The 26,856-nt window shown below is 41.4% G+C and carries 21 protein-coding genes; 7 read left to right on the forward strand and 14 right to left on the reverse strand.

Annotation, left to right across the window (positions count from 1 at the left end; genetic code table 11):
• The first annotated feature begins 6 nt into the window (after nt 1-6).
• From ACO06Y_RS00730 to ACO06Y_RS00740, 3 genes are all read left to right on the forward strand, one after another.
• A complete protein-coding gene (locus tag ACO06Y_RS00730; protein WP_422081908.1) occupies nt 7-1,467 on the forward strand; it encodes a vanadium-dependent haloperoxidase in 1,461 nt (486 codons plus the stop codon).
• A 154-nt stretch (nt 1,468-1,621) separates the two neighbouring features.
• Nucleotides 1,622-2,893, forward strand: coding sequence for an acetyl-CoA hydrolase/transferase family protein (locus ACO06Y_RS00735; protein WP_422081909.1), 1,272 nt, complete (start codon nt 1,622-1,624; stop codon nt 2,891-2,893).
• A gap of 18 nt (nt 2,894-2,911) precedes the next feature.
• On the forward strand, nt 2,912-3,307 hold the full coding sequence (locus ACO06Y_RS00740) for a group III truncated hemoglobin (protein ID WP_422081910.1): 396 nt from the start codon (nt 2,912-2,914) through the stop codon (nt 3,305-3,307).
• A 30-nt stretch (nt 3,308-3,337) separates the two neighbouring features.
• Here the strand turns inward: ACO06Y_RS00740 and ACO06Y_RS00745 are convergent, their stop codons facing one another.
• Complete coding sequence (locus tag ACO06Y_RS00745) at nt 3,338-4,558, reverse strand: hypothetical protein (RefSeq protein WP_422081911.1); 1,221 nt, start codon at nt 4,556-4,558, stop codon at nt 3,338-3,340.
• A gap of 240 nt (nt 4,559-4,798) precedes the next feature.
• Between ACO06Y_RS00745 and ACO06Y_RS00750 the strand changes: the two genes are divergently transcribed.
• The gene (locus ACO06Y_RS00750) at nt 4,799-5,221 is read left to right on the forward strand and encodes a hypothetical protein (RefSeq protein WP_422081912.1); all 423 of its coding nucleotides are present in this window, start codon (nt 4,799-4,801) and stop codon (nt 5,219-5,221) included.
• 146 nt (nt 5,222-5,367) lie between these two features.
• Nucleotides 5,368-7,776, forward strand: a complete 2,409-nt coding sequence (locus tag ACO06Y_RS00755) for an outer membrane beta-barrel protein (protein ID WP_422081913.1) — start codon at nt 5,368-5,370, stop codon at nt 7,774-7,776.
• A gap of 427 nt (nt 7,777-8,203) precedes the next feature.
• Here ACO06Y_RS00755 and ACO06Y_RS00760 read toward each other — a convergent pair whose 3' ends face one another.
• From ACO06Y_RS00760 to ACO06Y_RS00795, 8 genes are all read right to left on the reverse strand, one after another.
• Nucleotides 8,204-8,743, reverse strand: a complete 540-nt coding sequence (locus ACO06Y_RS00760) for a dihydrofolate reductase family protein (RefSeq protein WP_422081914.1) — start codon at nt 8,741-8,743, stop codon at nt 8,204-8,206.
• A gap of 180 nt (nt 8,744-8,923) precedes the next feature.
• Nucleotides 8,924-9,382, reverse strand: coding sequence for a hypothetical protein (locus ACO06Y_RS00765; protein WP_422081915.1), 459 nt, complete (start codon nt 9,380-9,382; stop codon nt 8,924-8,926).
• A gap of 180 nt (nt 9,383-9,562) precedes the next feature.
• Entirely contained in the window at nt 9,563-10,042 is a 480-nt protein-coding gene (locus tag ACO06Y_RS00770; protein ID WP_422081916.1) for a doxx family protein, read from the reverse strand.
• Nucleotides 10,014-11,378: a cytochrome-c peroxidase gene (locus tag ACO06Y_RS00775; protein WP_422081917.1), complete on the reverse strand. Its 1,365-nt coding sequence runs from the start codon at nt 11,376-11,378 to the stop codon at nt 10,014-10,016. Before ACO06Y_RS00775 ends, ACO06Y_RS00770 begins: the two co-directional genes overlap by 29 nt.
• Before the next feature lie 60 nt (nt 11,379-11,438).
• Nucleotides 11,439-12,164 carry a hypothetical protein gene (locus tag ACO06Y_RS00780; RefSeq protein WP_422081918.1) on the reverse strand — a complete coding sequence of 242 codons (726 nt, stop codon included), beginning with the start codon at nt 12,162-12,164 and terminating at the stop codon, nt 11,439-11,441.
• A gap of 38 nt (nt 12,165-12,202) precedes the next feature.
• Nucleotides 12,203-12,895: a hypothetical protein gene (locus tag ACO06Y_RS00785; RefSeq protein WP_422081919.1), complete on the reverse strand. Its 693-nt coding sequence runs from the start codon at nt 12,893-12,895 to the stop codon at nt 12,203-12,205.
• Between the two features lie 52 nt (nt 12,896-12,947).
• Nucleotides 12,948-13,478, reverse strand: a complete 531-nt coding sequence (locus ACO06Y_RS00790; protein ID WP_422081920.1) for a hypothetical protein — start codon at nt 13,476-13,478, stop codon at nt 12,948-12,950.
• A 544-nt stretch (nt 13,479-14,022) separates the two neighbouring features.
• Nucleotides 14,023-16,626 carry a helix-turn-helix transcriptional regulator gene (locus tag ACO06Y_RS00795; RefSeq protein ID WP_422081921.1) on the reverse strand — a complete coding sequence of 868 codons (2,604 nt, stop codon included), beginning with the start codon at nt 16,624-16,626 and terminating at the stop codon, nt 14,023-14,025.
• Nucleotides 16,627-17,293: 667 nt separating this feature from the next.
• Here ACO06Y_RS00795 and ACO06Y_RS00800 point away from each other — a divergent pair.
• Together ACO06Y_RS00800 and ACO06Y_RS00805 are read left to right on the forward strand one after the other, a co-directional pair.
• Nucleotides 17,294-18,841, forward strand: a complete 1,548-nt coding sequence (locus ACO06Y_RS00800; RefSeq protein WP_422081922.1) for a sulfatase — start codon at nt 17,294-17,296, stop codon at nt 18,839-18,841.
• Between the two features lie 371 nt (nt 18,842-19,212).
• Entirely contained in the window at nt 19,213-21,009 is a 1,797-nt protein-coding gene (locus tag ACO06Y_RS00805; RefSeq protein ID WP_422081923.1) for a hypothetical protein, read from the forward strand.
• Between the two features lie 79 nt (nt 21,010-21,088).
• Here the strand turns inward: ACO06Y_RS00805 and nadB are convergent, their stop codons facing one another.
• The 5 genes from nadB to ACO06Y_RS00830 all read right to left on the reverse strand — a co-directional run bounded on the left by nadB (nt 21,089) and on the right by ACO06Y_RS00830 (nt 26,696).
• The gene (gene nadB / locus ACO06Y_RS00810; protein ID WP_422081924.1) at nt 21,089-22,651 is read right to left on the reverse strand and encodes an L-aspartate oxidase; all 1,563 of its coding nucleotides are present in this window, start codon (nt 22,649-22,651) and stop codon (nt 21,089-21,091) included.
• 1 nt (nt 22,652) lies between these two features.
• Nucleotides 22,653-23,579 carry a quinolinate synthase NadA gene (gene nadA, locus ACO06Y_RS00815; protein WP_422081925.1) on the reverse strand — a complete coding sequence of 309 codons (927 nt, stop codon included), beginning with the start codon at nt 23,577-23,579 and terminating at the stop codon, nt 22,653-22,655.
• A gap of 389 nt (nt 23,580-23,968) precedes the next feature.
• A complete protein-coding gene (locus ACO06Y_RS00820; protein WP_422081926.1) occupies nt 23,969-24,451 on the reverse strand; it encodes a nuclear transport factor 2 family protein in 483 nt (160 codons plus the stop codon).
• 86 nt (nt 24,452-24,537) lie between these two features.
• Nucleotides 24,538-25,005: a MarR family winged helix-turn-helix transcriptional regulator gene (locus ACO06Y_RS00825; protein WP_422081927.1), complete on the reverse strand. Its 468-nt coding sequence runs from the start codon at nt 25,003-25,005 to the stop codon at nt 24,538-24,540.
• Between the two features lie 194 nt (nt 25,006-25,199).
• Entirely contained in the window at nt 25,200-26,696 is a 1,497-nt protein-coding gene (locus ACO06Y_RS00830) for a S41 family peptidase (RefSeq protein ID WP_422081928.1), read from the reverse strand.
• Nucleotides 26,697-26,856: the final 160 nt, after the last annotated feature.

Raw genomic sequence — 26,856 nt, forward strand, 5'->3', positions numbered from 1 at the left:
TAAACTATGAAACACTTGATATCCTTTTTCCTCCTCGGATTTATTACGGTTTCCGGCATCAATGTAACGGCTCAAAAGAAAAAACCGAATGCGCCTTCCGGCAATGATAACATTGCCTACAGATGGGGCAAAATAGCTTTGGAGGCGACGGCCAATGATACGGAACGATTCAAACCTAGGCCTACTATAACCTCGCGCTACCTTGGATTGGTATTTATTTCTGTTTTTGATGCCTGGTCGCGTTATGACAACACGGCCATACCCATTTACCTGAGCAATGTGAAACGACGACCAATGGATGAACAAACCTTAAAAAATAAGGAAATCGCCATTAGTTATGCTGCATTTAATGCCATGAAGGAATATTATTATTCCGATACCGAATTGTTCAGAAAATTCATGGTGGAACTAGGGTATGATCCAGATAATACCACCTTAGACCCCAGCACCCCGGAAGGGATAGGTAATTTGTCCGCCAAAGCTGTCATAGAAGCCCGCAGGAACGATGGCAGCAATCAATACGGTAAAGAAAAAGGTTCCAATGGCGAACCCTATTTTGATTATACCGGCTATGCCCCTGTAAACTCTCCGGACGAAAATGTGGACACCAATCGTTGGCAACCCAAATACTTCAGTGATGGCAAAGGCGGCAAATATGCTCCAGGGTGCTTAACCCCTTTTTGGCAACTCGTAAGGCCGGTAGCCTTAAAATCGGCTGGTCAATTTAGACCGGGACCGCCTCCAATGATAGGCTCGGAACAACTGGAAAAAGAGGTCAAGGAGGTGATAGATATGCAGGCCAACCTTACGAACGAGGAAAAGGCATTGGTAGAATTTATGAGGGACGGACCACAATCCGTTCAGCAAGCCGGGCACTGGTTAAAGTTTGCACAGGACGTATCACGAAGGGATAATCATACCTTGGACGAGGATGTTAAAATGTATTTCCTTAACCAAATCACCGCCATGGACGCCTTTATCGCATCATGGGACTCCAAAATGTTCTATGACTATGCCCGGCCATATGCCCTGGTACATGATTACTATCAGGGTGAAGTTATCAAGGCATGGGGCGGTCCGGGACAAGGTGTAATCGATATGAAAGGTGAACAATGGCGTCCTTATTCACCGGAAGAGTTTTTATGTCCGCCCTTTCCTAGCTACGTTTCCGGCCATAGTACCATAAGCGGAGCTTGCGCCGAGGCACTTCGCTTGTTTACCGGTAACGACAATTTTGGTGAGGAAGTGGAGCTTATTCCTGGAATCCTTACGGAAATAGACCCTGAATATTATGGCAAACCAGTGATTCTTAAATTCCCGACATTTACGGAAACCGCCAACATGGCCGGTATCTCCCGAGTTATGGGCGGGTATCATATTCAGGCCGATAATGTGGCGGGACTTAAACTGGGAAGGGATGTAGCGTCGGAAACCTGGAAATTCTATCAACGTCATCTTGGAAAATAACGTAATATCATCGATTTATCCCTTTTTTGGAAAAGCTTGTATTACATTACCTGTAACCAATATAAAGAAAAGGTTACCCCTGACCAAACAATGAGTTATATCATGTTTAATTCTTGTCTTCCTTAAGACCTTTGTACTATAAATTTTAGCCGATATGAAAATAGTTTCTATAGAAAAAGCTGCATCATTTGTTAAACCGGGAGACCGAGTTTTTGTACAAGGTGCGGCAATGACCCCAAACGCCTTGATCAATTCCCTTTGCGAAGAGCGCTATACCGAACTGGAGAATGTGGAAATCATCTCCATTCACACGGACGGCGAGGTTAAATACGCGCTATCTCCCTACAGTAAAGCCTTTAAAATAAACAGTTGTTTTGTCGGTGGCAATGTCAGAAAGGCCGTTAACACCAATCAAGGGGATTATATCCCTATTTTTCTAAGTGAGATTAATTTGCTCTTTAGGAAGAACATTCTTCCCTTGGATGTTGCCATAGTTCAGGTATCCCCACCGGACAGCCACGGATATTGTTCCTTGGGCGTTTCCGTAGATGTGGCCCTACCTGCTATTCAAACGGCCAAAAAGGTATTGGCCCAAATAAATCCCCAAGTCCCTAGGACACATGGTGATGGAATTATTCATATTAGCAATATCGATTTTGCAGTTGAAGTGGATATGCCCATACATACCTATGAGCCGACCGAGCTGTCCGAAACGGATCAGATGATCGGCAAACATGTTGCCGGGTTGATCGAAGATGGTGCCACCCTGCAATTGGGAATAGGTAATATTCCCAATGCCGTGTTGGCCAACCTCCCAAACCATAGGAGATTGGGCATACATACCGAAATGTTTTCGGACGGTATCCTGCCCTTAGTGGAAAAAGGAGTAATAACGGGTGAGGAAAAAGAACTGAAAACCGGAAAGATCGTGACCTCTTTTGCGGCAGGTTCCCAAAAATTGTATGACTTTATTGATGATAATCCATCCGTTCACTTTAAGGAAGCGGCCTTTACCAATGATACTGCCCAAATTCGAAAAAATCCCAAGGTAACGGCAATTAACAGTGCCATTGAAATTGACCTTACGGGCCAAGTGTGCGCGGACAGTATAGGCTATCGGCATTTTTCCGGTGTAGGAGGCCAAATGGACTTTATCCGTGGGGCATCCCTATCGGAAGGCGGAAAACCCATTTTTGCCATATCCTCCGTTACACCCAAGGGCATTTCAAAGATTACCCCTGCCCTAAAGGAAGGAGCCGGTGTTACCACTACCAGGGCCCACGTCCATTATGTGGCCACCGAATATGGTGTCGTTAATCTTTATGGAAAGAACTTGCATCAACGTGCCAAGGCATTGATCTCCATTGCGCATCCCGAACATAGGGAGGAATTGGCCAAAGCAGCTTTTGATAGGTTCGAAAGATAGGAATACCTATATTGCCCTGTGGCAAAAAAAGATATTCAAACTAGAAAGGACGTACATTTTTTGGTTAGGTCGTTTTACGGTAAAATAAGGGCCCATGAAATACTTGGGCCCATTTTTAATACCATAATTACCGATTGGGAGGGCCATTTGAACCTTCTTACCGATTTCTGGGAGACCCAGCTCTTCCTGAAGCGAAAATACCACGGTAACCCCGTAACTGCACATCAAGAAGTAGATGTTAAAATGGGCCATACCATAACCCCAGAACATTTTGGATTGTGGATCAACCTCTGGTTTGAAACCCTGGACGAACTATTTGAAGGGGAAACCGCATGGATAGCCAAAAATAGGGCCCAGAAAATGTCGACTATGTTATATATGCAAATTTACCAACACAGGAAAAGCAAGTCATAAGTGATTGAGATAGTCATCGATTTCCATGCATTACTTTCTTTTTCCGCTAGTCCCCAGAAGTATCCCTAAACCTATGGGAATAAGAAAACTTGCTACCAATAGCATTTCGTAATAACCCTTAAAAACCATGAAGCTTTGCCAGGCCGCAATACCTCTGTAGAAAATAAGAATCTCGGTCAGGATAAAACCAAATAGATAAAGGAAGTAAGCCTTTTGGGAAATTCGTAGCAACTGCAAATAATCCAAGAACAAAAATAGGGAAATGGTGATTACACCCAAGAAAGTCCAATGCAGGTAACCAATGGTAAAATCCAATAGGGTTGCGGCCAAATTGGCAAAATAGGGCAAGGCCGTTAACAACTGAAGCACCATTTTCACAATTAGCAATACAATTACGGTTCTCAATAGACTTTCTTGGAATTTATTGAAAAAGGTTGCCGGTTTTTTATTCAACTTAGCATAGCCCCGTAACAAAACACCAAAGGCAACCAGTTGCAACAATGCACCTATACCGCCTAAAACGTTACAGATCAAAGGCGGATGGGCAAACAAGGTCGACAGGAAAAAGGAAAGGATTATCCCCAGGTTGATACTCCAAAAAAAGCTTTTGAAAAGTGTCCTGGAAAGCCCCACTCCATGTATTTCAAAAACCCTCAAAAGTATCCCCACAAGTGCCAAGATCATCCATCCATTGTATAAAAAATGTAAATAAAAATAGATGGCCAATCGATACCAAACGGATTGTGCACCCAGGGTATTCATAATACCCCCCAAAGCCCAAGGCCCCAAACTGGATAACACCATATACCACAAGGCAAACTTTACACATTGGTACGCATTGCTTTTTTTCAATGAAGTAGGAATATTTTTAATAAAAAACCATACAAACCAATAGGAAGCAAACAAAAACAAGGTTGAAAAAACAATGGAAAACAAGGCGTACCCCATAAATGGAAATGTAAGCAACATACCCACCAAAGTGAATTGGGTAAACCAAAAAATCTTCCGGTATCCCCTATCCAAGTCCAAATTGTCCAAATAGAGCTTATACAAAAGAGTGGTAAGCGCCAAATACAACCACCCCAAAAGGGCAATATGGGAATGGGTATGGACAATGAACTTATAGTTAACTGAAATTGGGACAGAAGCGAAAGACCTCAACACCACCCCTAAAATTGCGGCCAACATGAAATAGGCCAAGGCGATTTTGGCATGGAATCCAAGATTTATCCGATATAGCGATGTTTCCATACTTTATGGGAACAAGATAATCCATTCTTTCCGAGGCATCGGAAAGAAACCATTTAAAAATAGGTATATCCCCTGTTCAAATTAGGTAGTTCCCCTGAATACCAAATCCTTGTACCCGTCTAGTTTTGCCCCTGATAAATAGCATGTGTGCAACGATTTCATTGTACAGGCCAACAAGTTCAAATAGGTTACTATTATCGATCTTAAAAACGATGTCGAAAAAAGGAAAAATGAGTGTAAATGAAAAAGTTCAATCTAGAAGGCGTAAAGGAGTTTCAACCTTTGGACAACAAGACTATAGGAAGAAGATGCGTATGCGATGAAGACTTGATTAAGACTCTAAACAAGAATGAAATTATGGAACAAGAACAATTTGGATTGTGGTACTTCCGTAGTCCCCTTTGGCAACAGTTGATCTATACATTGGAAGAGTCTTTTACCCAGAGGGGATATGTCCTAGAGGTGCTAACCTGGATAATTGGATACGCTCTTGAAATTCTAGGATTCACCCATCTCCTGGTAATAGCGGAAGAGCTACAATTCGCCTCCCGGAAAATAGCAAAATGGGGGGTCATGTCTTTTGGGGAAAAGAAGATTGAAAGTAATCGGCTCGCCCTGTTTTACAAAACTTGCAAGTGCATTACTGCCGGGAGACCTGCCTAACCCGTTACATCATTTTTTTAATACCGCGGATTGATCAAACATCTAGTCATGGTGGATTAATAGGGTAATATCAAATCTAGGCTGCTGCTTGGTGGAGCCAACGGTTAGGACTCCTCACATATTTCATAAAACATATCAAAAAATAAATGATGAAAAAAATATCATGTGCGCTTATACTGCTCTGGGCAGGACATCTTTATGCCCAAAACATGGTTTCAGGTGTGCTTTCCGATATAGATGGGAATCCCATGGCTTTTGCTAACGTATTGCTCGTCAACGCAAAGGACTCACAGTTATCGGCAGGTACCATTAGTGATGAAAAGGGTGGTTTTAGTATTGAATCCGACCAAAAAGGAGCATTCTTTTTGAAGATTACATCTCTCGGTTTTTCTGACTATGCTTCCCAACCGTTTCAATTAAATGGAAGTACCGTCCTTAAATTGGAAATGCCCATAATTTTGAAAGAAGATGCCCAACAGTTGGATGAGATTGAGTTGGTGGGCCGAAAAAACGTATACGAAAGACGCACCGACCGTACGGTTGTCAATGTACAAAGTAGCGCCATCCATGCCGGAGGTTCGGCCCTATCCGCTATTGAAACCTCTCCTGGCATGACAGTTAACAGGATTACCGGAACTATCGGTATGTTGGGAAAGGACGGGACTCTAGTTTATATTAATGGCAAAAGGGTAAGGATGTCCGGCAGTGCCCTGACCCAGATGTTGGATGGCCTATCCTCTTCGAACATTGATAAGCTGGAATTAATCAATAGTCCTCCCGCAAGTTTTGATGCAGACGGCACCGGAGGTGTGGTCAATATTGTGTTGCGACAAGAAAAGACCAATAGGAACTGGAGCGGAACAATTTCGGGCAATTCAGGTTATGGGAACAATATCAAGTATGGCGCCAATTCGGACATCCATCGTACAACAGAGAAATTCGATTTTTTCATTTCCTTGGGCAACAGTAACAATTACAACCAACAACCGACATTTGTTGATAAGCAGTATATACTGGATGGAATGCGTTTTGAAGAAGATTTAAATGGCGCAAGGGATGCTTTTATTGGATCGACACAACTCAGGATAGGAGGTACATATAGGCTTCATCCAAAAACGGAGATCGGATCGGAATTCAAAATAAGACGAAACGTCTGGGATCTTGAAGCCCTTAGCGAAACCACGGGAACGGAAAACGAGAGTAATCTATATACCGAAGAACTGGTTAGCTCGGAAATCAATAATTGGACACATTATTTGGCCAGTTTTTTTGTAAATCAAAAATTTGGGGAAAGTTCTTTGGTTGGGCTGGAATATGACTATTTAGATTACAGTAACGTGAATGACGCCTCCTATAATGAAACAAGATTGGAAAACGGTCTAAGCTTTACCAGGAATTTTGTTTCCGAGGCACGGACTGAAGTAGAATTTCACGTAGCTCGTTTTGATTTCAAAACGGTATTGAATGGGGAAACTAAATGGGCCATTGGGGCAAAGGGAACGATTTCAAAATTTACGAATGATGTTTTGGTATTCGATACTTCTTCAGGAGAGCCTATTAGGGATGATGCTTTTTCAGAAAATAGGATGCTTGATGAAGATATTTGGGCAGGCTACACTAACTTAAACTTTATGCTCAATGAAAAGACCACTGCCGAAATAGGACTCCGGTACGAGTATACGGATTCCAATTTGACTATAACAGGCAGGGACAACGCTATTATTCTAAAAGGGGGGCAGTTGTTTCCTACCCTCAATGTTTCTTATGCCATTGACGAGGATTGGAATACTTCCCTATCGTATGGAGAACGCATATTAAGACCCGATTTTAGTATATTATCCCCTGCTTTTTACTTTTTCAATTCCAACACTATTTATACAGGAAATCCGGTGATACGACCAGTGACGTCCAGGTCCCTAACATGGAATCTGGGTCATGGGAACAAGCAGTTGGCCTTCCAATATACGGATGAAGACAATCCAAATGCATGGGCCTTAAGTATTTCGGAAGACTTTCGTATCACCACTATAAATCCACAACCCATGGAAGACAGAAAGCTCTTTGGTACAACGCTTTCCTTTCCCTTGCGAGTTTTACAGAAATTGACATCCAATCATAGCGTAGGGATATTTTGGCAGCATGAAGTACCAATTTATAATGATGTTATCCTAACTCGAAACAACTGGTACATCAATTTAAATAGCAGTCTTCAATATCAGCTTTCAAATAAACTTACCGCTGATCTTTCATTCAACTGGATATCATCCAGAATCCTGGGACTATCGGACAGTAGGGCCGCCATTGGTTTAAACTTTGGAATATCCCATCGGTTTTCCAAAAGATGGCAATTGTCCTTCTCCTTCCGGGATATCCTTGACCGAAATTCGTTTATGGAGTTTGATTCTACCCTTCCTGAAAACAATACGAATCTTGATTGGTTTTATCAGGACGAAGGAAACGTTGGCTCAATTTCACTTCGTTACAATTTTGGAACGGGAAGAGAAAGAAAGGAACGAAGATATGGTTCGCAAGATGAGCAGAACCGTCTGGATTAGAATAAATAGTATTATTTAAAAATTAACCTATTCATATATCACAGCATACACCACTGTCTTCTTAATGTAAGATTTTGTATAATTTAAACCCTACCCTATTCCTAGACCCTCCGTTAGAATTTCGGAAACTTGCTCAAACATTTCTTTTAAAGCAGCCCAAATTGCCAATTTCTTTTCCTTGCTCGCAAATTCAAGGATCCTTTTTGGGAAATCGAGTTGCATTCACCAGATATCCAGCGGCCAATCGTCCGAAAATTTTTGTAGCAAAACCCTAGATTCTGATTTCTTTTTTGGATTTCGTCCACCAATTCTTCAAAAGAAATAGATCTGGTGTTGGGAATATAATCCATTCTTATGTAGATATACAAACCTTCGACAGAATTCCAAATTACAACAGCTATAGGTCACAATCCCGATATGGAAGTTTTTATCGTTTTCGCCTAAAGAAATTTTGAACGACCTGTTCCAAATAGATTTTTGAATCGATACATTCAAAGCGCAACCGATTAGGGAGCACGGAAAACAAAGGCACACCGTCTCCCAATATATAGGGGATAATGGTAATTGTCATTTCATTGGTCAAATCTTCCTCCAAGAAGCTTTGAATCGTTTTTCCACCGTCAATGTAAAGATTATGATATCCCTTATTGTAGATTTTCCTTAGAACGTCATCTAAAGTCCCATTTACAATTTCAACCTTGTCCGAATATTCCTTGGGAAGATCGGTTAGACTATTGCTCAAAACAAAGACCGGTTTTTCATAAGGCCAATCAATATCAAAACTACATACCGTTTCAAACGTTTTTCGCCCCATGACAAGTGCGTCAATACCATTTATAAATTCCATGTATCCCATATCATCATTGTTGGGATTCGGGATTGTGTGAAGCCAATCCGTTCCGCTATTTGCATCCGCGATATAGCCATCTATGCTTGTAGCAATAAATACCTTGTTTTTCTTTTCCATTTTTAGTTTCTATTGAATTCCAACCCTAGTACTTTGTCCATTGATAAAATGATTTACACCTTGTTCCAGTTTTCCTTCAAGTTTAAAATAGTACCACAAATTCAATCTTGCCCAAGAATTATAACCGTCCTAGGCTCTAAAAACCAGGAACGCCCCATACAAAAGACTTAAGACCAATCATCAGAAACACTTTCCATTGCCAGGTGCAAAAATATAGGTTACATTACCAATATTCCATTTTCCCCCAAGCATGTTTTGAACATTAATGGGGTAATAGCTTTGTTGTCCCGTGTAATCGGTAATCTCCAGATAGTAGGAGTTTTGATACTCCAGAACTTTCCATTTTCCCTGATGTTCCGAAACGCCGGCACCTGATGCCCTATTATTTTCATTACTGCTATTTTGCGTACCCTTTACCGTATAAGAACCATCATAAGAGTAGCTATACCTACCATTGGGACAAAAATCAATATATGTAATGGCACTTGCGGAATCATCACTCAAATATGAGGATTCGGAATACATTACGAGTTGACCTCCATTAATGTAGTTTGTAAGCCGCTCTAAATCGTTTTGTGCCTCTGCTTTGCAAAAGACAAAGCTTACTACTGCAAAAAATAGTGTTCTGTTAACTTTCATTACTAATCGTTTTAATTCTTGAACTATTTGGTTTCGATCCAAATTCGGGCTTCTTTTCCGTAGGCTATCGTGCCCAATACTGTTTTTTGATTGTGATGGATACTGTTGGAATCCGACCAATATGAATACAACTCTTCATATCGGCATATAGGTTTTTGTTAAACCCCTAATTCAAAAGTATTATTCCTCATGCGTCGAATAGGGGTATATGACGACCAAAGCACATATGATGACCATATTTTTAAGGATGTATTGACCTACCAGAGTAATTGCAAAAGGGAACTCATTAAAAAAAACATCAGGTTGAATGAATACAGGAGTGAACGTACCCAACAAGTGTATAAAAGTCAACTTGATTGTTTTACAAATAAACCTATTTAGTATAAGTAATAACCCTAAGAGTGTTTCCATTGCGGCCAACAATAGATAACAAATTGAATCCGGTATTAGTCCAAGGCATAGTGTGGTCAAGGTTTTGCTGGCAAGCTCTTTTGCCGGACTAAGATTTTCAAAGAACTTAAGCATCCCAAACCACAGATAGACCATACCTATGCTGATACGAAGAAATGTTATTTTTCTATCGGCATGGAGGAATCCCTTTAATTTGCTCAATAGAATTTCGCCCAACTCCCTAATGGCTACTATAATCTGAATTTGCATCGATTTCTTCAATCGGTAGTTTGCTAGGAACTTCCTTTGGTATCAATCCGCTTAAATCATTTGCGCTGGGGTCGGTCAGTGACTCCATAAAGGCCAATACGTCTTTAACATCCTGTGAAGTAAGGTTTATTGGGTTTTTTACCAAGGGGTCAAGATTTTCCAATACCCTTTCAATTACGGAGCTATCCCCCTTATAGGTTGTGCGGAGCTCTTCACTTAACTGGTTTACATCGTAGCGTTCAAGTGCAGTTTTTGGATCCAAATGGTGGCGGATGGCCTCTTCCAAACTTCCATATGCTCCGTTGTGCATCCATGGGCCTGTTATGGCCACATTGCGCAAGGGAGGTGTTCTAAAGGCAAAACGATCGTTAGGATTTCCTGTTTCCGCAAATCTTCCAGCATCCAATGGAGCGGCATTGTCCTTTCCTGGGCCAAATTGTGGTATGCCAATATTATGGAATTCCTGATCGGTAAGTAGATTTCCGGAATGGCATTCCGCACAGTTGGCCTTTCCATAAAACAAAAGGGCACCTCGTTTGGCCGAATCGTCCAACGCGTTCAAATCCCCTCGTAAATACTTGTCCCAGGGACTATCTATAAATGTAAACTCCTTTATTTCAAAAGCGGCAATGGCGTTGGCGGCATGTTGGAACCCTAATTTTTCAAGCGGAGTTTCGGGGTAGGCATCCCTAAAGAGCTTTCTGTAACCAGGAAAGGACAATATCCTTCGCATTAAAGCTTGCCATACCGATTGAGGTGCTGCATTACTTATCAGTGAAAGTTCATTTTGTCCACCAAAAATATCCACATCCCCGATTTCTCCACGCATTTCATCCCTGGAAGTGACAGGGAACATGGCCTGGGCCGCTAAAACATTGTCCAATCCATAGGGTAGTTTTTCATCTGCCGGGGAAAGAAATCCAGTTTCTGCAATCCCGGAAACCCTTCCGTCCCAAAACATGGTATGCCATTCTTCCGAACCTCGATTGAAGATTTCAGGGGAATTACGAGGTACCCTGTCCCGACCTTCTCCCATGATCCTGTTTCTTCCCAAACCATAACCGCCCACTCCAATAGCGAGTTGCAAATTATCCCCGGATTTAAGGCTGGGGTGATGACAGGTTGCACATGAAACATCGTGATTTCCACTTAGCACCTTATCGAAGAAGAGCATCCTGCCCAATTGGACTTTTGAGGAGTCTATTTTTGGTACCTCAACATACGCTTTAAGTTTGTATTCATCGATGACTTGCCTCAACCGGTCATCGAGACTTAAGTGCTCAAATGCAACGGCCAACAGAAATACTGCTATAATAAATACTTTTGACTTTTTCATTTTTTGGAAAATGAGAAGCAGGACATTTAATGCCCCACTTCTTCATTAGGCTTTAAAGGGTTATTTAACATCGTCTTCATTGGGAAGCATGGCAAATAACTGTACATGGGTGTACTTCCCAAAGGCCCCTGGATCTGGCCCATAGGTCTTACCATCGGTATGAAGGGCAATCGCCATTCCGCTCATCAACTGATCTCCGCTCATTTGAAGACAGTGCTCAAAAGTCACATCAATGCTGGCATTGCCTTTGCCGTCCGTCTTAAAAATAGACTGTTCGCCTCTCCTATCGCCCAATGGAACATCCAATGTGCCGGTAAAAGGAACTGTTGGCGGTGCAGGCATAAAGAAGTGCCACATGGTATATGTAGAATTGGGAACAAGATGCTCAAACTGAGCTTTAAATGTTCCCCAACCCTCTTCGCATGTATAGCTTGCGGTTCCCTTTCCCTTCAGCCAATCCGCCAGGGTCATGCCAAGGTATTTGCCTTTCTTGTAGGGCCCGGCATTTTTAGGGTCAAAGGGATCATGATGTTCGGCATTTTGTATAGTGTATATTTTTGAATTGAGATATTGCTCCCTTTCTGAGGGCAATACCCTATACACTTTCCCTGAACCTTTCTGTTTTTCCACAAAAACATCCTGTTCTATAAGTCCCGCTTTAAGATGATCCACAAAGACCAGCTCGATCTTAACTGGATTCATTGGGTCGCCCGTAGTGTAACCACTGGACAGAAATACGCCTATAAACACTACCAGGGCTATAATTAATTTGTTCGTTTTTTTCATGATTGCAAAAGATTAATAATTGATAATTGATAATTGATTTAATTTTTGAATACAAAGGCAAACTGTTCCACTACCGTTCCGTCAGGGCCCAACAACGGCCCGTAGGTCTTACTATCCATGTGGTAAGATCCAACTACATGCCATTCTTCCTCATCGGTCAACGGGCATGATTTTATGTCGCCGATCATGGACAATAAACGGTTAGTGGGACTAAAGGCGGATATTTTGGCCGTACCCGTAGGTGAAGCAATAAAGAGATTATCCGATCCGTCTCCCTGGCCCACTGCACCTATTCCTCTTATGTTCAACATTTCCTTGGAGGGATCTGCCCCACCATCCTTGAAAGTTACGTGCCATAAAGTATAGACACCGTTGGGTACCAAACCTCTTAGAGTTACCTCCAGATCAACACCATTGTCCTCACAGGTAACTTCTATGCTTCCATTGACCAAACTGAAGTCGAATAACCTCATGTGGGTACCATCCATATCCGTAACCGGGACTTTTTTCCGGATTTCATAAATGAGTTCTTCAGGTTCCGAGGGAGTCTCGCCTACTTCGTTCTCAATAAAAAATGGAACGGTAACCACTTCCTCCAAAATTTCCGAGGTTCCTTCATTTATCGGGTCACCTCCATCATCATTATTGCATGCCGTTAAAAGAAACAGCGACAATGAGAGTGTTGCCATGTTTTTACCAATTCTATTTGATCTAAAAATCTTCTGTTTCATTGTTTGTTCGTTTAAAATGCATTTTGCTGTGATTGTTCAATTTTTGAAATCGTTAATGTGTACTTGTATTTAAGGTTACGTTATTACTTAATACATCATATATAGGGGCTTCAATGGCATATTGTATCAACTGGTTCTTTTGTGTTTCGGATAAATTTCCCTTAATTATCATTTCGATCTTAACTTCTTTAAATCCACTTCGTATGGCATCGTCTAGCTGCATAAACCCCCTTATGTCCGTTTCGGCGGCTACCGATATCGTCAGGGCCATTATCTCGATTCCCCTCGCGGCCGAATGAATTAGCATTGTTGTGGTCATACTTTTGGTCAAGCTTTCCAACAGTAACTTGATTGGAATTACCCACTCATTTTTATTCAGTATCACACAAGGATGGGAACTGAAAGAGTTATCAAGATTGGCAAAGAACGAGTCTTCGGTAAATCCCGATTTTTTTGCACTGACTTCCCATTCATAAATGGCCCTTACTTTCGCTTTCGCCCTTTTTGGACTCTTTGTTATGGTTTCGATTACATCAGAGATCTCATGGATATCAAAACCGTTTATAGTTCTTGAACCTTTCATCGATGCCGTTTGATTCTTATTTGCTTGCCACAACCTTTTCCGGGTATTAATTTCTTGGACAAAACTAGTACCGTTCCTTCCTTCCAATTTTAGTGGAATTACCTATTTTTTTTGTTCTACCTACCTATTTTAGATACCGGTAACTTTTATATCGGTGCGGCTATTGGATGTATAAAATACTTAGGCAGGGAAGGGAAGAATGAAATTGCCAACGGTTGTTGGATCACCAAGTTGTTCGTTATTTGGTCGGAATTAATCGCTTAATAATCAGTAATCTAACAACTATCATGGCTAAAAACTTTTTAGCAATTGAAAGACGTGCACTGAAGTGCATACCTGCCAGCCGTAGGCGGGGTTTCAACTAATGAATGAGACCAATGGACTCGATTCTTCTATAAAAGGAAACAAGGTGAATACTGGAATTGAAAAACTAATTGTAGCGGTAAAGGATTTGGTTGGGTATCGGTTTGCGGTCTTATTCGATGATAGCTTTCCGTGGAGATAAGCGAATCGTTCCCGTCTAATTTAGAGCGCAGCTATATCTTTACGACAAAATTCCTTTCTCCGATGCCACCAAAACGGCTTTTGCCCGAGTTTCCGAATTGAGCTTATCCAGTATTGCGGATACATGGTTGTCCACGGTCCTGGTAGAAATAAAAAGTTTGTCGGCAATTTCCAAATTGGTCATACCTTCCTTTAGAAGATGTAATATTTCCAATTGCCTATTGGTAAGTTGTTCCGGATTGTTTCGCGTGCTAGACCTGATTCCCCTGGGAATACTCTTTACCCCTTTTTCCCGTAAGCTTTTTTTAATGCGACTTATAACGGCCTCTGCGCCTAATCCCTCCAATATATCAAAGGCCTTTTTTTGTGAAACGGTATCCCCATCCATTAAGGTGAGTGCCTGGTAGTATCCAATGGATTTGGACCATGTTAGTATTACCTCTTTTAGGTCGTCTAGATACTTCACAAAGTCCGTTCTTTTCCATCCAGTCTTGGTAATGGAAGGTAAACCCCTTTTATTTAGCCAAAAGTTTAATAGGGCATCATACCAAATGCTATCATGCATTTTACAGAGTTCCACACTCAGGTCAACTATGGATCTGTCCGGAAACTCTTCTCCTTTGATCCATTCGTATTCCAAAACTGCAGCGGCCATAGGAACCACAAACTGATATTCCTTGCTTTCCATGGCAAGTTGACAACCCTTTTTTAAGAACTCTAGGGTATCAGGACTACCAATTCTGGTTTCAATAATGGCCTTGGAGAGGATGGCAACAACACGGGTATATTGATTGTTATGTTCGGATTGAAGGGTTTCATTGGCAATTTTTAATGCAACGGGCCATTCTCCCTTAAATCTAAATAGTAACGATTCCAATGATTTTACCACATAAAAAAATAAGTCCAAATCGTTGTCGATGAAAAACCTTTTGATTTCTCCGATGATGCTATTCGCCACTTGAATATTTCCGGTCAGAACATAATTAAAATATAGATTTACATATATTCTTCCCACTAGACCTTGATCTTCGATTTCCAAGCCGATGTCGAGTGATTTCTTAAGGTTGCCGAGACCATTTTTATAAGAATCCAAACTACTATGGATATCCAATAAGGAGATGTTTGAAGCGGCAAACGCCAAAATTTTTCTTTCCTTAAGTTTTTCCGATAAGGAAAGGGCCTTTCCATTCCATAGGTAAGCCTCCTTTAGTTTGAAGGACAAGGCCAGAATATGGCCGTTATGGGCATAGGCGTTGGCCAAGGATATGGTCATTGGAGCGTGTTCCTCAAGAATTTCAATAGCCTTACGGCCATGTAACAAACCCTGTTTCCCCAATCCACTAAACCATAATAGTCTAGAAGAAAGTGCATAGGCATTTCCCTCCTTGACCTTATCCACGGAACTCCATATGTCAATTAGGGTTTGGGCCGCCTCGGTTCCCTCTTTCAGTTGGTTTGTTAAATAACACTCGTGCGAATATGCCTCTAACAGGGCGGCATGGGTAGCGGTATGCTTTTCCTCAATATTTTCAATAGCTATTTTATAGAGATTGAAAGCCTGGACATGCGCACCCCAAGTAGAAGCTTCCGAAGCGGCCTTTGGGGCATATTTTCGGATGATATCCAAATTTCTCGATTTAATGGCATGATGAACAATTTCGGATAATGTCGCCGCCCTCGTTTCAAAATCCTTAAGTAGCACCCCCAAAATTTTCTTATGGAAATTCATTTTTTCCAAGGGATAAATGGCATCGTAAATGGCAAGTCGTACCAAGTCATGTTTGAAATAAACACTTATGCCATCCGTATTGATGAGTTTTTTGCCAACGAGTCCGTCCAAATATTTGCCCACATCGGACAGGGTGGTTATTTGCTCAATAATATCAATTTCCGCTTTTTGTGGAAAAACTGAAATTAAGGAGAGTACCTCATTTTCCGATGGGGAAACATTGGTCAAACCGGATACTATGATTTCCTTCAAATTATCAGAAACCTGTAATTTTCTCGTTTTGAGCAGTTCAAATACGAAAAAAGGGTTTCCTTTGGTAAGCTTGTACAATCTTTCTCCTGATAGGTCATGATCGGTCGCCAATTTCAGTACGGTATCTTCGCTGAAGGCGGAAACCTTTAACCTTTTCAACCTTTTTGTGGATAACTCAGCCAAAATTTTATACAACGGATGTCCTTTCGCCAACTCATTATCCCGATGTGTCAACACCAACATACATTGAAACTGTTCTATTCTTCTTCCCAAAAATTTGATCAGATCCAATGTGGCCTCATCCGCCCAATGAACATCTTCAAATAAGAGGACAACGGGTTGCTCTTTGATAAGAATCCCTTTTCTTAATCGTTCAAAAATGACATTCTTGTTTTCGCTGTTCAAAGACTCCGGAAAGTTTACCCCAAGTTCCGCCCTCATGTCATAGACAGGACCAAAGGGTCTAGGCGTAAAAAGTGATTCACAATAACCGCGGCATATACAGAAATCATCCCCCAGGGAGTTCAAAAAGTAATCGACTAAACTGGTTTTCCCAATACCGGCTTCTCCATAGATGTTGATGATGCTACTTTTCTGATCGATACAGTCCTTGGCATATTCCTGTAGCAAGCTAATTTCACTCTCCCTTTCCAGCAATTTCATATAAGTGGTGGTTTATATGTTTTTCAGAAAAATCTATAATCGTACTAGTAAGGGGAACGGCGTTTGATTCACTTTGTGCATAGTAATCCACGCCTAGCTTTTCATTCGATCAAAAATATAAAGTCTTATGCTAACAAAAACTTAAATCTAGTTGTGCTATCTTGATTGTATGTTAAAAAATGCCCCCTTATCGTGCCGAGCTGACCAAAAGCTATTTTTGAGGTATTCTGTCATTATTCTGAGCAGGAGAAAAATGGAAAACCTACAATTTTTAAAATTTGGAAACCAAAATGGTCAAACCTCGGCCTTTCAACGGTTCATTTCACAAAACGAATGAATGACTTCTTGCGGAGACCCAACTTGACTTTCTATTTCTACCAGAAGGCATCTACGATTTCCGATTGGATATGGATCCGCCACTAATACGTGAAAAATTTGCAGTATTTGGTACGTCCTATGGCATGCTTTGAACATTTGAATCCGTTCTTTTGCCCTAGACCTTCCTGATATTCCTTGCAATAATCATCCTTTTGAAATAATGGAGAGCTCTGGAATGTTTTGCCCCTGGAAAATATCCATCAAAAACCTATTTTTATTAAAATATAAGTTAGTCATGTACCGACCTCTAACGAGGTTCATAAGCTTTTGAACAAAGTGAATTTAAACCATGAAAAATAAAACTCTTTTCCTCATTCTTATAGCCTGCATCGCCTGTAAGGATTTCAAAAAAGAAAAGGAAGGCATCACGGATGTTAAGACCAAGCCCAATATTATATTTATCATGGGCGATGATCATACCACGCAAGCCATAAGCGCTTATGGTGGTATTTTGGCGGAATATGCCCAGACCAAGAATATGGACCGATTGGCCGAAGAAGGCATACGATTTGAAAATGTTTTTTCTACCAATTCAATTTGTAGCCCCAGCAGGGCTACCCTTATTACTGGAAAGTATAGCCATAAAAATGGCGTTCGTATCTTACGTCAGGCCTTTGATGGTTCACAGTTCACTGTCCAAAATGCTTTTCGCACTGCCGGCTATCAAACGGCTCTTTTCGGAAAGTGGCATCTGGAGACCTTACCTACCGGATTTGACGATTATAAAGTTTTACCGGTTCAAGGCAGATACAAAAATCCCCAATTTATTGAAAAAGGAGAGAATAGTTTGATTACCAGGGAAGGTTGGTCGACCGATATAATTTCGGAACTTACCACCACTTATCTTAGAAAAAGGGATACGACAAAACCTTTTCTGGTTATGGCCCATTACAAAGCCACACATGACCCGTGGTCCTCAAGAGCACCTTATGATACGCTCTGGGCGAACGAGGATCTTCCCGAACCCGCAAATCTTTACGATACGTATGAAAACCGGTCACAGGCAGCTCGAAGGACCGGGCTTAAGCTGGAACAGATCAACCAGGGAACCTATCCCCACAAACGTCTTGAGAATGCCACGCGTGATGAACAACGGGGGTTTATCTATCAGCAATATATCAAGTCGTTTCTTCGCTGTGGCCGGGTATTGGATGAAAATGTAGGCAAGCTCATCGATTTTCTTAAAAAAGAAGGATTGTACGACAACACGGTGATTATCTATACAGCGGACCAAGGTCATTTTCTGGGAGAACATGGATTTTTCAGTAAACGGTTTATGTATGAGGAAGCCATGAGAATGCCCTTAATCATCCGATATCCAAAGTTGATCGAACCGGGCTCGGTTAACGAAGATTTGATTATTAACGCAGACTTTGTACCTACTTTGATGGATATGGCGGATATCGATGTACCGAAAGATGTACAGGGGAGGAGTTTTTTACCTAACTTAAAAGGAGAAACTCCGGCGGATTGGAGGGAAGCCGTTTACTATCACTATTGGCAGCACATATTGCATCGTGAAGTTGCGGCCCATATTGGTGTCCGAACGCGTGACAAAAAACTGATTTTCTACTACGGTTTGCCCCTTGGGCAGACGGACAAGTCCCCTACACCACCCGAATGGGAGTTCTTCGATTTAAAAAAGGATCCTTCGGAAATGTATAATGCCTTCAATAACCCGAAATATATGACCACTGTGGACAGCCTAAAGCAAAAATTGAAAGAACTTCAGATACGTTATGACGATGAAGGTTTGGAATATCCAGAGATGAAGTCGGTACAGGAAAAGTATTTTTGGACAGGTGCAAACCCACCAACTGTAGCAACGGAGAAATAGTGGTTTTATTAAATAATCCTCGATATCAGAACGCCACATTAGATGGGTAAAGTGCATTCATTAAGACACGACCCTTCTTTTTGTAACATTCCTATCAATCCAAAATAGAATTGTAGAATGGTCATTTTCCAATGATTTTATGTGGGCTATTCAAAACTGTGGCAATACTATCGGATTTTGGGTACGTTGGATCTAGTACAACCGGGAAAAGAAAACCAAGGCCCTAAAACATGACAAAAGTCATATGCTGTAATCCTAAAAACTCGAAAATTTGCGAAAAGCAAGTTCAAGCCACAGCAAAAGCGTTTCACATAACCGTGAAAATTTTCCAAAAACACTTTGCCGGAACATTGATGTAAACAGAATACCAAATGACACATGCACATTCTTTCCATATTCCGGTAATGGGAATTGGATTTACCATAGACACTCCCTTAAAGGTCTCTCAATTTGGGATGGATTCCGTGATTTCCCTGGTAGATGACATTCTTCTTGAGAAACTACGGAAAATGTACTGCGAAAAATTCGAGATCACGTATACGGAAATCACGGAAAAAATCGAGGATTTCCGGGCAAAGCGAATTACCGCATACCTAGACCTAATCCATGAACTCGCCCAAAAGAAATTCGATGAGTTTAAAAATACGACCGCTGAGACCGCAAACAGTATTCGGGAGTATTTCAATATGCTTCCCGATACTTCACGTATAAAACAGGAATTCAAGAAATTGACGGCGGACTATTTTAATCTTGAGGAAATCCAAAAATGGGTCAAGGAACATATGGCCATGGGAAGTATAGATGTGAATATCATGACCAAAGTGGATAAGGACAATTACATTAAAAATGAAAAGCTTCCCAGTGAATATAACGACGCACATGCCGCATTAAGAGGGTTTGCCAACAGTAGCCTACGCTCTTCCGTCATACTTTCGGCCGGAATGAACCCTAGATTATACAGCTATCTGGAACAGTTTAAGGATTTTTATCCGGACGAAAATGGACATATCAAGAAGAAAATAGTCCTAAAGGTAAGTGACTATCGTTCCGCCCTGATTCAAGGCAAGTTTCTGGCCAAAAAAGGACTATGGGTATCCGAATACCGAATAGAATCAGGACTCAATTGTGGTGGTCACGCTTTTGCCACGGACGGATATCTCATGGGCCCTATTTTACATCAATTCAAGGAAAACAGGGATGATCTGACACAATCCGTTTATGAGATTCTTGTAAGGTCACTGACACAAAAAAATCGACCTGTACCGAAAAAAGGATTGCCCCTTAAAATAACCGCCCAAGGTGGGGTGGGTACCGCAGAGGAACATCAATTCATATTGGACCATTACCATGTGGATTCCGTAGGATGGGGGACACCTTTTCTGTTAGTACCTGAAGCGACTACCGTTGATGATAGCACACGTAATCAATTAATGGAGGCCAAAGAAGATGACCTGTACTTGAGCAATACCTCCCCCTTGGGAATTCCTTTTCATAGCCTTAAGGGCAATACCAAGGATGATGAAAAGTTCAATTTGATCAATAAAGGAAGACCCGGCAGTTCTTGCCCCAAGAAATTTGTTGCCCTGAACAAGGATTTTACGGACAAGGGAATTTGCATAGCATCAAGGCAATACCAGCATTTAAAAATCAAGGAACTGGATAGCCAGGAATTATCTCCGGAGGAATATCGATCCAAATATGAAAAAATCGTGGAGAAGTCCTGTACCTGTGTGGGGTTGGGGACATCCGCCCTACTCGCCTATGGTCTGGATACCAAAACCGAAGGTAAGGGTGTTTCTATCTGTCCGGGACCGAATATGGCCTATTTTTCCAAACTTATGAGCCTAAACGAAATGACCGATCATATCTATGGAAGGATCAACGTAATTACCAGAACCGATCGTCCCAATATGTTCATTAAGGAATTATACATCTACATCGATTATCTCAAGAACAAAATCGAGGAAGCCAAGGAAGCGGTGACCGAACGGCAAAAAAAGTATTTATCCACTTTTACAAATAACCTTAAGGAGGGCATTGCCTACTATCATTCGGTTTTTGATAATCTCAAAGGAGGTTTTGAAAACACCAGATCCCAAATTGTGTTCGATTTAGATCATAGTCTAAAGACCTTGCTTCTGGCGGAAGAGAAAATAAAGGCGTTATAAATCTGGTCAATAAGGAAAAGCGACCCTTACCAGGAGGTAAATAAAAAAATGTAATTCCTATAGCGGATACTTCTTTTTTTCAAGAAGTGGCAGTATTATCAATATTATAATACCCTCCTTTGTTCTCTTTTCTTTTCAAGGATTGACCGATCGTCAAATGGGCCACATTGACCATGTTTCGCAACTCGCAAAGTGTCGTGGTCACTTTTGAACTTTTATAAAGTTCCTCCACTTCCCTGTAGATCAAATCCAGATGTAGGACGGCCTTTGCCAAACGGTCGTTGCTTCTAACAATACCCACATAATCCCGCATTAAGGCCTGTAACTTTTTAAGATTGTGAAGTATGAGAATATGTTCCTTGGGAATACGGGTTCCTTCATCGTTCCATTCCGGAATGGCGACATTTACGGAATCGGTAGGATGTGCAACTTGGTATTTATAGATGTTGTGCGCATACACCAAGGCCTCCAACAAAGAATTGGAAGCCAACCGATTGGCACCGTGCAATCCGGTTCTGGAACACTCACCACAAGCGAATAAACGGTTTACTGAAGTTCTTCCGGTCTTGTCTACGACAACACCTCCACAAAGGTAATGGGCTGCAGGTACCACTGGAATCCAATCGGTTTCTATGGCTATATGGTTTGCCAAACACTCTTTATAAATCGTAGGGAAATGTCTTTTGAACTCATCGATATCCAGATGGGTACAATCCAAAAAAACACAGGTATCCCCGGATTTTTTCAATTCCTTGTCTATACTTTGCGATACGATGTCCCGTGAAGCCAATTCAGCCCTTTCATCATAATCCGGCATAAACCTATGCCCATTTTTATCACGTAAAATAGCCCCGAATCCCCGTACAGCTTCGGAAATTAAAAATGAGGGGCCTTCTTTGGTGGTATACAAGGCTGTGGGATGAAATTGTACAAATTCCATATCCCTGATCTCTGCTTTGGCTCTGTACGCCATAGCGATACCGTCACCGGTCGCGATTACGGGATTGGTCGTATGCCCATAAACATGACCAATACCTCCGGTAGCCAACAACGTACTATCCGCCTTAATAGTGACAATCTCCCCCGCCTTTTGATTCAATACGTAGGCCCCATAACACGAAACTTGCTTTGATTCAGGAACTTCCAAATGGTGTTCCGTAATGAGATCTATGGCAAAATGATAAGGTAGCATGGAAACATTGGGCAATCTTCTTAAATTTTCCAGCAATGCCCGCTCTACTTCATACCCGGTGAGGTCCTTATGATGAACGACCCTATGCTCCGAATGGCCGCCTTCTTTGCCCAACTCCAATTTTCCAGAAGCGTCAATATCAAAACTTGCTCCCCAGGCCATCAATTCCCTAAGTCGTTTTGGACCTTTTTTTACCACCATTTTCACTACGTCCCGATCGCAAAGTCCATCTCCGGCCACCAGGGTATCCTTAATATGTTTCTTAAAGGAGTCCTCCTCCAAATCCAATACTACGGCAACACCCCCTTGGGCATATTTTGTGTTGGATTCTTCCTCATCGGCCTTTGTGACAATGGTTACGGTCTTATACGGAAGTGCCTGGGCAATTTTTGAAGCGAAGGTCAATCCTGCTACCCCGGAGCCAATAACAAGAAAATTCGTTTGTATCATCTTACTTCGATAGCTCCAACATCCTTTCTATAGGCAATAGTGCAGACTGTGCCAAGGCTTCCGGAATATCTATTTGCGGGGACTCGTTAAGCAAACAATCGTATAATTTTTGCAAGGTGTTCACTTTCATATAAGCACATTCACTACAAGCACAGGTATTGTCTTCCTGTGCCGGAGCAGGAATTAGTTCCGTATTGGGCACTTCCTGTTGCATTTTGTGCAATATACCGGCTTCCGTGGCTACAATAAACTTCTCCTTAGGGTGCTCTTTTACATAGTTGATCATTCCGGCCGTGGAGCCAATATAGGTGGCAACATCCAAGATATGCTTTTCGGATTCGGGATGGGCAATGATGACCGATTCCGGATTTGCCTTATGCAGATCCAATAATTTTTCTATGGAAAATGCTTCATGAACCACACAGGAACCGTCCCAAAGCAGGAGGTCCCGACCTGTTTTTTGACTGATAAACCTTCCCAGATTTTTGTCCGGTGCAAAGATGATAGGTCTGTCCTCCGGAACCGATTCCACAATTTTCAAAGCGTTGGAAGACGTACAGACAATATCGCTCATCGCCTTGATTTCTGCCGAACAGTTGATATAAGTAATCACCAAGTGGTCCGGATGGGCGGCTTTAAATTCACGAAATGCATCCGGTGGACAGGATTCGGCCAAGGAACAACCCGCATCAAGGTCGGGAAGCAAAACCATTTTGGACGGATTCAAGATTTTGGCCGTCTCCGCCATAAAATGTACCCCGGCAAATACGATAATGGATGCATCCGTTTCCGCAGCCTTTTGGGAAAGCCCCAGACTATCACCGACATAATCCGCAATTTCCTGTATTTCCGGCCGTTGGTAATAATGCGCCAACACTATGGCCTTTTTACTTTTTTTTAATTCCAATATTTGGTTTGCCAAACTCATATGCCCAGATTCCAAATTTTTTGGGTGCAAATGTATTTTAAATCCACCCCTTAAAATATGATTTTCGTCACAATGTACAACAAAACTTGAACTATTGCCATGAGATGGGCCGGTTCAGCCTTAGTGCTTGATTATTTCGTCTGTTTTACATTAGGACTACGATACTTCTATCCATGTTTTCCGGATAACTTATGGGTATATGGTGCTTTAGCACAAACGCAATGTAGGCACCCACCAAAGTTTAAGTATACCAAAAGATGTTTTGTGTGCGATTCTGCTGAGAAAAGTCCCAAAAACCGTTGGTTTTATGGAACAACCCGATATTGGAACAACGGTTCAGAGCAATGTCCAAACCGTTGTCTTGAAGTGTGTATTTATGAATGGAGTCTCTATTCTTTTTTATAGTCATGTGCATCTTCGCCATCGCTGGCCTTTCCTATGCCCACGAAATCCCCGACACCGTTGATGTATCCCGCATATTCCCTTATGTGCCGTGCCTTTCCATTTTCAATAACAAAGAGCATCATCAACTGGTTACCGTAAGATTTTCCCTCAATGGTACCGTAGGTCCAGCATTCAAAGCCCACCTCGTTTCCATTGGCAATGATATTCTTCAATTCCCAAGTGGTTCTAGTCACTCCGGCGTGGTGCTTGAACAATTTTTCCATGGAGGCCTTGTCCTTATGAAGCCCCTGGAACCCGTCCACAGGCGCGAACCAAGTCAGATCTTCATGCAAGAGTTCCAAGAAAGGGTCCCATTCACCGGTCTGGGCACCTTGGTTGAGCCGATTGTACAACTCAATACCCGTTGACAGTGCCTCTTCATTTACCGCTTTTGGCCTTAGATTCTCAAAGTTCATTTGTGTTTCCATATTGCATTGATTTTAGATTTACGTTACGGTTCTTTAAATGTTATAATTTGAAACAGTTGTAAAACACAACAATTAGATAAAATTTTTTATGCTTCCAAATTCAGCTTGACTGTTTGTAGTTTTTTGATAAGGTCATCTATGTCTTTCTTTGTAAAACCTTTGTAAGCAATCTCAAACGTCTCTTCAAGTGCATCGATAATAATGGGTCTGATTTCCTTGGAAAAACTGGAAAGACAGATGAGTTTTGTTCGTCTACTTTCAGGATCGTCCGTACGTTGGACAAGACCGGCATTCTCCAGTTCATCCAGTACGCGAGAGGTTTTGGGTCTATCGTAACCAAACCATTCCGCTATGGTCTGCTGTGGTACCGCATCCCGTATAAAAAGTCTATTGATTATTGGAAACAACTCAACCCTTATCGGAACCTCTCTTGCATCAAACTGATGTTGCAGTTCCCTTTTCAACAAACCAAAGATGGAACCTGTCAACATTCCTATTGAGGTACTCTTGTCATAGCGAATTCTATTGTTGTTGCTCATAACTGTTGTAAACATACAACAATTAATTCGATCGCTCAACTTATATCCGTATAAGTGGAGTTTCAAAAATAAGTAAACTACTTAGACAACATATACCGGTCAGACCCATACCTTCCTACCCAGTGTTTTGAAAAGTTCAGCGATACGCTGGTTTTACTAAACCTTTCCTAACGTCCTTTCCTGGCCTTCCAACATTAAAAAAGGAATTCTTATGGGCTATTCCCTATAATTAATTTAACTACCATTTCCATTTCCAAATCTTTTTCTGACAAAACATCCTCAATTGAATACTCGATATGATGGTCGGGAAGTACCCCTCGACCTATTGGATGCTTTTGATACATGTAGCCCACCTGAATATTGGGGGAAATTCGAACCATAATTTTACTGTTGGGAAGTGCGATTACAATCGAATCGCCACCTGTTGGCCCCTCAAAGGTTCCGCCACACTCCTCGCCAACAAAGATTGCGTTGGTAGTTTTTTTTATATCCGCAATAATAGCAGCGGTACTTGAGAAACTAATGCCGTTCATTAAAACGTAAAGTTGGCCCTCAAAAACATTCTCCTTCGGAGGCTGTAATTGTAGGTTATCGCTGTATTCATAATTATTGATGTACAGCTCATTGCCGAATTTTCTCATATACCTATCGTCATTGTTGAAAAGCAAATCCGTACTGTCCCTTTCTAAAATTACACTCTTCAATGGCCTGAAATCCAAATTGCTCAAATATATGTTTTGGTACAATTTATAAGGTTTGTCAGATAGGTAGGATATCAGTTCCATTTCTTGATGTTCGCTTCCGCCCTCGTTATCTCTTAAATCGATTATAAGATTTGGTATTTTTTTTTGCTTCAGAGTTCTGAACGACTTGGCTAGAAGTGAGTCATAATCGGGGTCTATGCTCTTATCATAAAAAGATCGGGAAATGGTAAGAACCCCATAGTTTTCATCTTCGAACAACTCAAATTTTGGTGACGGCTCTTTGAACCATGATCCTTCTTCCAGGCCATAACGGGCTTTCAGTATTTTTTTCCTGTTTTCGATTGAAATTCCATCTACCTCGGTTGATTTTTTTGTATCACTTCCGATGGGTAAATAATCTAACTTAAAGGAGGTGCTCCTGTCCACATGCAGGTGGTAATAGAGATCAAATCCATGAAATTCATAGAAAAAATATCTCTCGGCCAATCTTCTTTTTCTCGTCTCTATATAACCGTCAGTAGCTATTCCCTCCATCATATCCTTCAAAATTTCGGAAGTGGGTACGTTGTTGATGGATATAATTTTCGAACCATCGGGAATACGCTCTTTTGCACTACAGTTTTTCAATACAAAAAGCTCATTGCCGATTACCTTAAAATAAAATGGCAGCACTTTTTTGTTCAGCACCTCATTTTCAAGATTCCCCTGAGGAATTGTATAAAGATGGCCACAATTTACAGAGGCATTTAACTTGCTGACGATACTCAGAAAGTCCAATCCCGAAATCTCGCCATTCAATGATTTGTGAATACTATCGAATCTATCATCAAAATTTTCTTTGTTATTGTACTGGTAAAGTCTTGGATGAACGTATTCGAGTGCGGTTCTCAGAGCATTAATATCTTCTTGGGCCTCGATCTTGCTCAATTGCATGGGTGTTTGGGCGGTCAGAAATTGACTTGCCAGAAAGTACAGTAGTCCAAATTGAATTAGTCTTTCCATAGGCACATATAATTTTAGCTTTACTCTAACTATATATGGCTAAAAGATAAATCTATCGGAGATTTGTTACACCTTAACTTCAGAAAGGAAATTCCTAATTTTATAATACGGCGAGTTAATGAGACAGATTTGGTAGAATGAGTGGTTTCCCAAGAATTGT

This window comes from Ulvibacterium sp. (genome assembly GCF_965228935.1).
Lineage (GTDB): Bacteria > Bacteroidota > Bacteroidia > Flavobacteriales > Flavobacteriaceae > Ulvibacterium.

Bases quoted from the DNA above. Each gene is read 5' to 3' on its own strand.
- ACO06Y_RS00765 (WP_422081915.1), bottom strand. From the start codon at position 9,382: ATGAAAGTTAACAGAACACTATTTTTTGCAGTAGTAAGCTTTGTCTTT.
- ACO06Y_RS00785 (WP_422081919.1), bottom strand. From the start codon at position 12,895: ATGAAACAGAAGATTTTTAGATCAAATAGAATTGGTAAAAACATGGCA.
- ACO06Y_RS00770 (WP_422081916.1), bottom strand. From the start codon at position 10,042: ATGCAAATTCAGATTATAGTAGCCATTAGGGAGTTGGGCGAAATTCTA.
- ACO06Y_RS00735 (WP_422081909.1), top strand. From the start codon at position 1,622: ATGAAAATAGTTTCTATAGAAAAAGCTGCATCATTTGTTAAACCGGGA.
- nadA (WP_422081925.1), bottom strand. From the start codon at position 23,579: ATGAGTTTGGCAAACCAAATATTGGAATTAAAAAAAAGTAAAAAGGCC.
- ACO06Y_RS00805 (WP_422081923.1), top strand. From the start codon at position 19,213: ATGACACATGCACATTCTTTCCATATTCCGGTAATGGGAATTGGATTT.
- ACO06Y_RS00790 (WP_422081920.1), bottom strand. From the start codon at position 13,478: ATGAAAGGTTCAAGAACTATAAACGGTTTTGATATCCATGAGATCTCT.
- ACO06Y_RS00800 (WP_422081922.1), top strand. From the start codon at position 17,294: ATGAAAAATAAAACTCTTTTCCTCATTCTTATAGCCTGCATCGCCTGT.
- ACO06Y_RS00795 (WP_422081921.1), bottom strand. From the start codon at position 16,626: ATGAAATTGCTGGAAAGGGAGAGTGAAATTAGCTTGCTACAGGAATAT.
- ACO06Y_RS00745 (WP_422081911.1), bottom strand. From the start codon at position 4,558: ATGGAAACATCGCTATATCGGATAAATCTTGGATTCCATGCCAAAATC.
- ACO06Y_RS00775 (WP_422081917.1), bottom strand. From the start codon at position 11,378: ATGAAAAAGTCAAAAGTATTTATTATAGCAGTATTTCTGTTGGCCGTT.
- nadB (WP_422081924.1), bottom strand. From the start codon at position 22,651: ATGATACAAACGAATTTTCTTGTTATTGGCTCCGGGGTAGCAGGATTG.
- ACO06Y_RS00820 (WP_422081926.1), bottom strand. From the start codon at position 24,451: ATGGAAACACAAATGAACTTTGAGAATCTAAGGCCAAAAGCGGTAAAT.
- ACO06Y_RS00760 (WP_422081914.1), bottom strand. From the start codon at position 8,743: ATGGAAAAGAAAAACAAGGTATTTATTGCTACAAGCATAGATGGCTAT.
- ACO06Y_RS00825 (WP_422081927.1), bottom strand. From the start codon at position 25,005: ATGTTTACAACAGTTATGAGCAACAACAATAGAATTCGCTATGACAAG.
- ACO06Y_RS00780 (WP_422081918.1), bottom strand. From the start codon at position 12,164: ATGAAAAAAACGAACAAATTAATTATAGCCCTGGTAGTGTTTATAGGC.
- ACO06Y_RS00755 (WP_422081913.1), top strand. From the start codon at position 5,368: ATGATGAAAAAAATATCATGTGCGCTTATACTGCTCTGGGCAGGACAT.
- ACO06Y_RS00830 (WP_422081928.1), bottom strand. From the start codon at position 26,696: ATGGAAAGACTAATTCAATTTGGACTACTGTACTTTCTGGCAAGTCAA.
- ACO06Y_RS00750 (WP_422081912.1), top strand. From the start codon at position 4,799: ATGAAAAAGTTCAATCTAGAAGGCGTAAAGGAGTTTCAACCTTTGGAC.
- ACO06Y_RS00730 (WP_422081908.1), top strand. From the start codon at position 7: ATGAAACACTTGATATCCTTTTTCCTCCTCGGATTTATTACGGTTTCC.